Origin of the sequence: Nostocoides jenkinsii Ben 74 (assembly GCF_001046875.1) — a bacterium.
Classification (GTDB): domain Bacteria; phylum Actinomycetota; class Actinomycetes; order Actinomycetales; family Dermatophilaceae; genus Nostocoides_A; species Nostocoides_A jenkinsii.
Window position 1 is genome coordinate 3,562,103 of sequence record NZ_HF571038.1, and the last position, 5,875, is coordinate 3,567,977.

Below are 5,875 nucleotides of genomic sequence, written 5' to 3' on the forward strand. Positions count from 1 at the left end.
AGGAGGCAGCGGCGGGGTCCGGGAGCCTGATGCCGGCGACCTTGGAGTGTGTGCGCGCCGAGGTCACGACGGGGGAGTGGGCCGGCGCGCTGCGCGAGGTCTTCGGCGAATTCCGCGCTCCCACAGGGGTTTCCGGTTCGGTCGGGGTGGCTGACTCCGGTTCGGAGCTGCTCGCCGTGCGCGCTCAGGTGCGCGATCTGGAGTCCGAGCTTGGCGAGAAGTTGCGGCTGCTCGTCGGCAAGCCCGGCCTCGACGGCCACAGCAATGGGGCCGAGCAGATCGCGGTGCGCGCCCGGGACGCCGGCTTCGAGGTGATCTATCAGGGCATCCGGTTGACCCCGGAGCAGATCGTCGCGGCCGCCGTCGCCGAGGATGTCCATCTCGTGGGCGTCTCGATCCTCTCCGGCTCGCACATGGAACTGGTGCCAGGAATCTTGCGGGGGCTGGCCGAGGCGGAGGCGGGCGACATACCCGTGGTCGTCGGCGGCATCATCCCCGAGGCCGACGCCGCGGCGCTGCGTGAGCTCGGAGTGGCCGCGGTCTTCACACCGAAGGACTTCGGGCTCAACGAGATCATGGCGCGCTTCGTCGACATCATCCGCGAGAGCCGCATTTCGGCGCCCGTCGCCTGACCGGTTCGGCCGGCGCTCGGCGGCCTATGGTGGGCCGGTGAGCCTGTTCTGCCCCGCAACGCTGATTGTCGCGCGCCACGGCGAAGCGGCATACACGGTCGGCTCCGAGATCCTCTCGGACGAGGACGGCGTGCTCACCGATCTTGGGCGCGCTCAGGCGGCGGCCTTGGCCGACGCGCTTCGGGACCGGCGGGTCGCGCTGGTCTACACCAGCCCCCTCAGGTGGGCCGTCGAGACCGGGATGATCGTCGCCGAGGCGCTCGGCGTGCAGGTTCGTCAGTTAGACGGCTTGCAGGAGTTCCGCGTGGCCGACCTCGCGGGCGCGCGCTTCGACGATGACCGACTCACCACGACGTATGCCGCGTGGCTGGCCGACGATCTCTCCCCCCGCATCCCGGGGGGCGAGTCGGGCGAGGAAGTATTGGCGCGCTTCGACGAGGCCCTGTCGAGCATCGCCGACCTGCATCGCGGCGAGACGGTGCTGGTGATCAGCCACGGTGGCGCGATATCGCTGGGGTTGCCGCGGCTCGCGCTCGGCGCGGTCCCCAGCCCGCCGCCTTCCTTGGCGAACGGCGCGCACGTCGAGGTCCAGGCTGGCGACGACGGCTGGACCCTCGGCCCCTGGCCCGGCGCCTGAGCCCAGCGGAAGGTCGCGTGGGCTTGATTCGGGTGGGGTTAGAACAGACGGTGTTCGGAGGCGTCGATGCCTTTGAGGTCGTCATAGTCGAGCACCACGCAGCGGATGCCGCGGTCCTCGGCAAGGGTGCGCGCTTGGGGCTTGATCTGTTGTGCTGCAAAGACTCCCGTCACCGGAGCCAAGTGCGGGTCCCGGTTCATCAGCTCCAGATAGCGGGTCAACTGCTCGACGCCGTCGATCTCGCCGCGCCGCTTGATCTCCACGGCCACGGTCACGCCGGAGGCGTCCTTCGCGAGGATGTCGACCGGCCCGATGGCGGTCATGTACTCGCGTCGGACCAGCTGATAGCCCTCGCCGAGGGTGTGGATGTGCTCGGCGAGCAGCGCCTGCAGGTGGGCTTCGACGCCATCCTTGACGAGTCCAGGATCGACGCCGAGGTCGAAGGAGGAGTCGGAGAGCACCTCATACAGGCGGATGCGCAGGTGGTCATCAGACCTCGTATGCCGCACCACCCACACCAGATCCACGCCCTCGGCCGCCTCGGTCTCGTCGGGCGCGGTCTCGGCCATCGAGCACGGCGGCGACATCCAGTTCAGCGGCTTGTACGACCCGCCGTCACTGTGGATGAGCACCGAGCCGTCGGCCTTGACCATCAACAAGCGGGTGGCCAGGGGCAGATGGGCCGTCAACCGTCCGACATAATCCACGCTGCACCGGGCTATGACGACTCGCACAAGGGGAGAGCCTATGTCGCCCGACGCGGTGCGGGTGACTACTTCTGCGCGTCGTGGACGAGGATCGCGATCTGGACCCGGTTGTCGACATCGAGCTTGGTGAACAGCCGCCCAACATGCGCCTTGACCGTCGCGACCGACATATACAGTTCGTCGGCGATCTCCTGATTGGACAGTCCCCGCCCGATCGCCTGCGCGACCTCCACCTCGCGATCGGTCAGTGTGGCGAGCTTGCCCTCGGCAGCGGCGCGAGCCGATTGCGCCGCACCCAGCTCCGGCTGGGCGACGGCCGCGATCAGTTGCGCCGTCACGCTGGGGGAGAGCGTTGGCTGGCCGGCGGCGACAGCCCGGACCGCCTCCACCAAGCGCGCCGGTGGGGTGTCCTTGAGCAGGAAACCGGCGGCGCCTGCCCGCAGCGCCTTGAGCACCAGGTCATCGGCGTCGAAGGTCGTCAACACCAGAATCCGTGGGGGCTCGGGCGTCGCGAGGATCGCCTCGGTCGCGCTGAGACCGTCGCGGCGCGGCATCCGGATGTCCATTAGGACGACGTCCGGCCGGTGCTCGGCGACGACCCGGAGGGCGTCCTCGCCGTCGACCGCCTCGGCAACGATTGTGATGCCGGGGTCGCCCCCGAGGATCAGCCCCAACCCGGTGCGCACCATCGGGTCGTCGTCGACAAGCACCACCCGGATCTCCCCGCTCACGCCCCGCCCCGATCGTTGACCCATTTTTCTCCCGCTGCCGAAAGTCTGCGCTCGTCCCTGCTTTTAAGCGGGGGGTCAGCGCAGGCTTCCGGGGTGAAGTCGGCGGTGGCCTCGGCGGGCCAGGGGAGCCAGGCGCCCACGACATACCCACCCTCGGTGTCCGAGCCGTGACGCAGATGCCCCCCGGCGAGCGAGACGCGCTCGGCGAGACCCAACAGCCCGAGTCCGGATGCCGGCAGGGCCGTCGGCAAGGGCCGCACCGAACGGGGATTTCGCACCTCGATCGTCAGCCCCACGGCCGGTCGTCCGGCCAGCCGCACGGTCACTGCCGTGCCCGGCGCGTGCTTGCGGGCATTGGTCAGGGCCTCCTGGACCACGCGGTATGCCGCCCGGCCCGCCCCCGCGGGCACCACCCCCACGGTCTCATCGGCCAAGGTGACCCGGCTGCCGAGGCTGCTCGCCTCGCCGATCAGGGCCGGCAGGTCGGTGATCTCGGGTTGCGGCGGTTCGGGGGCGTCCGCACCGGCCTGCGAATCGGGCCGCGGTTCGCGCAGGACGCCGAGCACCTCGCGCAGATCGGCGAGGGCCTGATGGGCGTTGGTCTCGATAGTCGCCAAGGCGCTGCGCACCTGATCGGCTGGCAGATCGGTGCGATAGTTCAGGGCGCCGGCGTGCATCGCCACGAGTGAAATGCGGTGTGCCAGAACGTCATGCATCTCGCGCGCGATGCGCGTCCGCTCGCCGGCGGCGGCCGCTGGGCATCCAATTCCGCCGCCTCGGCGCGCTCCCGGTGCAACTCGCGACGGCCGCCGACGGCATACCCCACCGCGACGATGACCGCGACCAGAAGCACGATGAGGATGAGCATGACCAGCAGCGGCGTGCTAGTCGTTGGATCGCTGGGATAGAGCCGCTCGACGGCCACGCCGCTGGCGACATTCAGCGGGGCGAGCCAGGCCAGCTCGCGCCACCGGCGGCGGGCGGCAACGGAGGCGAGGACGAGGAGAACTGCCCCGCCAGCGGAGGTCGAGATGACACCGAGCAGGGTGACGACGAAGGCGATGAGCAAAGGCCGCCGACGTCGCCAGATCGTCAGCACGCCAGCGACGATCCCCAGCAGCGGGTCGGCGAGAAGCAGCCACACGGACCGCCATTCGGGAACATTGGGCGCCAAGGTCGTGACGACGGTGGTCCACGCCAGCAGACCCATTCCGACGACGAAGGCGATGCGCCATAGCTTGCCCGGCAGCCGCACCGGCGGCTGGGCGGGATCGCGGGCGGGCGGCATACGTCCAAGGGTAGGCGGCGGGCGTCAGCGCGGGCAGCGACTCAGGTCGCGGCCAGGTGAGTGGGAGATAGACCAAAGTCGGGGGTGGACTGAGTCGTTGTACCGATGTGCGGACTTCGTTCGGCCGGCCAGAGTTGAGGGCATGATCACCGTGGAGAACCTCACCAAGCGCTATGGCAGCTTCACCGCCGTCGACGACATTAGCTTCGAGGTCACGCCCGGATCGGTGGTCGGCTTCCTGGGCCCCAATGGCGCGGGCAAGTCGACGGCGATGCGGATGATGACCGGCCTGACGCCGCCGACCAGCGGTCGCTCGATGATCCTGGGCCGCGACTATCGCGCGTTGCCGAATCCGGCCCGTCATGTCGGCGTCATGCTTGATGCCGCCGCGCAGCACCCCGGCCGCACCGGGAAGGAGGTGCTGCACCTAATCGGCATGACGATCGATGCGCCCAAGGCGCGCGTCGAGCAGTCCCTCGAGCTCGTCGGGCTGACCCCCGACGAAGCCAAGCGACGGGTGCGCAACTACTCCCTCGGCATGCGCCAGCGCCTCGGCCTGGCCGGCGCGCTGATGGGTGACCCGCAAGTCCTCATCCTCGACGAGCCGGCCAATGGCCTTGACCCGCAAGGGATTCACTGGATGCGCCAGTTGCTCCGGGCGTATGCGGACCAGGGCGGCACGGTGCTCCTCTCCAGTCATCTGCTGCATGAAGTGCAGATCATCGCCGACGAATTGGTCATGATCGGGCGCGGCAAGATCGTGGCCCAAGGGCGCAAGGAAGACCTGCTCGGCGCCCAGGGCACCCGCGTCGGATCGCTGGACAACGAGCGTCTCTCCGAGGCCGTGCGCCGGGCCGGCATCGAGTTCTCCGGCGACCGCACCGGCCTGCTGGTCAAGGCCACCCCCGAGGCCGTCGGCCGCATCGCCCTGGAGGCGGGGATCGTCCTTACCGAACTGCATACGACCGGCTCCGAGGGGCTGGAGCAGCTCTTCCTCAGCCTGACTGCCGCCGACGCCCGCGACGCCGCGGCCGCCTGAAAGGACCCAATATGACTTCCGTTCTCGACCCCACCACCTCGCACTTGACCCACGAACGCCCCGCGCTCACGGACGTGCGCGGCATCCCCTTCACGCGGCTCGCGCGCGTGGAATTGCGCAAAATGGTCGACACCCGCGCGGGCCGGTGGATGCTCATCGTCATGTCGGCGATCTCCGCCTTGATCGTCGCCGCGATGGTCATCTGGGGCACCCCCGACGAGAGCACCTTCAGCGTCTTCGTCGGCGTGACCTCCTTCCCGCTCATCGTGCTCTTGCCGATCGTCGGCATCATGGCGGCGACCGCCGAGTGGAGCCAGCGCACGGGGCTGGTGACCTTCACCTTGGAGCCGCGCCGCAGCCGGGTCTTGCTCGCCAAGGTCGTCGCCGGCGTGCTGCTTGGTCTGCTCGTCGTCGCCGCCTCCTTTGTGGCCGCCGCGCTGGGGCATCTGCTCACCATCGTGCTCCGTGACACCCCGGGCGACTGGTCGATGTCCTGGCAGGTCGTGCTCGGCTTCGTCGTCGCCATGACGATCTTCATCATCCAGGGCCTCGGGTTTGGCTTCGCCGTGTTGAACACGCCGGTCGCCATCGTCGCCTCGATTCTGCTGCCGACCATCTGGTCGATCGTCGGTGCCTTCCCGAAGCTGCAGACGGCCGCCACCTGGCTGGACCTCAACCGCACCATCGACCCGCTGATGTCCGGCTCCATGACCGGCGCGGACTGGGCGCACCTGGGGACCGCGTCGGCCGTGTGGATCGGCATACCCCTGGCCATCGGCTCCTGGCGGGTGCTGACCCGCGAGGTGAAGTAGCCACCCCAATCTCGGGCCGGCGCGCAGCG

8 protein-coding genes are annotated in these 5,875 nt (G+C 69.3%); 4 read left to right on the forward strand and 4 right to left on the reverse strand.

The window, feature by feature from the left end:
• Positions 1-632, forward strand: a 632-nt coding sequence (locus BN13_RS16955; protein ID WP_048548358.1) for a cobalamin B12-binding domain-containing protein, incomplete at its 5' end; no start/stop codon positions are given.
• A gap of 37 nt (positions 633-669) precedes the next feature.
• The gene (locus BN13_RS16960; protein WP_048548360.1) at positions 670-1,269 is read left to right on the forward strand and encodes a histidine phosphatase family protein; all 600 of its coding nucleotides are present in this window, start codon (positions 670-672) and stop codon (positions 1,267-1,269) included.
• A 38-nt stretch (positions 1,270-1,307) separates the two neighbouring features.
• Here the strand turns inward: BN13_RS16960 and nucS are convergent, their stop codons facing one another.
• Genes nucS through BN13_RS18395 form a run of 4 tightly spaced genes read right to left on the reverse strand, consistent with a single transcriptional unit; the run spans position 1,308 to position 3,995 of the window.
• Positions 1,308-2,003, reverse strand: coding sequence for an endonuclease NucS (nucS, locus tag BN13_RS16965; RefSeq protein WP_048548362.1), 696 nt, complete (start codon positions 2,001-2,003; stop codon positions 1,308-1,310).
• A gap of 38 nt (positions 2,004-2,041) precedes the next feature.
• Positions 2,042-2,731: a response regulator gene (locus BN13_RS16970; RefSeq protein ID WP_048548364.1), complete on the reverse strand. Its 690-nt coding sequence runs from the start codon at positions 2,729-2,731 to the stop codon at positions 2,042-2,044.
• The gene (locus BN13_RS16975; RefSeq protein WP_084733852.1) at positions 2,704-3,423 is read right to left on the reverse strand and encodes a sensor histidine kinase; all 720 of its coding nucleotides are present in this window, start codon (positions 3,421-3,423) and stop codon (positions 2,704-2,706) included. The genes BN13_RS16970 and BN13_RS16975 overlap by 28 nt, the downstream gene beginning before the upstream one ends.
• Positions 3,366-3,995 (reverse strand): hypothetical protein, encoded by a 630-nt coding sequence (locus BN13_RS18395; RefSeq protein WP_053079841.1) that lies wholly within the window; start codon positions 3,993-3,995, stop codon positions 3,366-3,368. The genes BN13_RS16975 and BN13_RS18395 overlap by 58 nt, the downstream gene beginning before the upstream one ends.
• 142 nt (positions 3,996-4,137) lie before the next feature.
• Between BN13_RS18395 and BN13_RS16980 the strand changes: the two genes are divergently transcribed.
• Both BN13_RS16980 and BN13_RS16985 read left to right on the forward strand, forming a co-directional pair.
• The gene (locus BN13_RS16980) at positions 4,138-5,034 is read left to right on the forward strand and encodes an ABC transporter ATP-binding protein (RefSeq protein ID WP_048548365.1); all 897 of its coding nucleotides are present in this window, start codon (positions 4,138-4,140) and stop codon (positions 5,032-5,034) included.
• A gap of 11 nt (positions 5,035-5,045) precedes the next feature.
• Complete coding sequence (locus tag BN13_RS16985; protein WP_048548368.1) at positions 5,046-5,846, forward strand: ABC transporter permease; 801 nt, start codon at positions 5,046-5,048, stop codon at positions 5,844-5,846.
• Positions 5,847-5,875 lie beyond the last annotated feature (29 nt).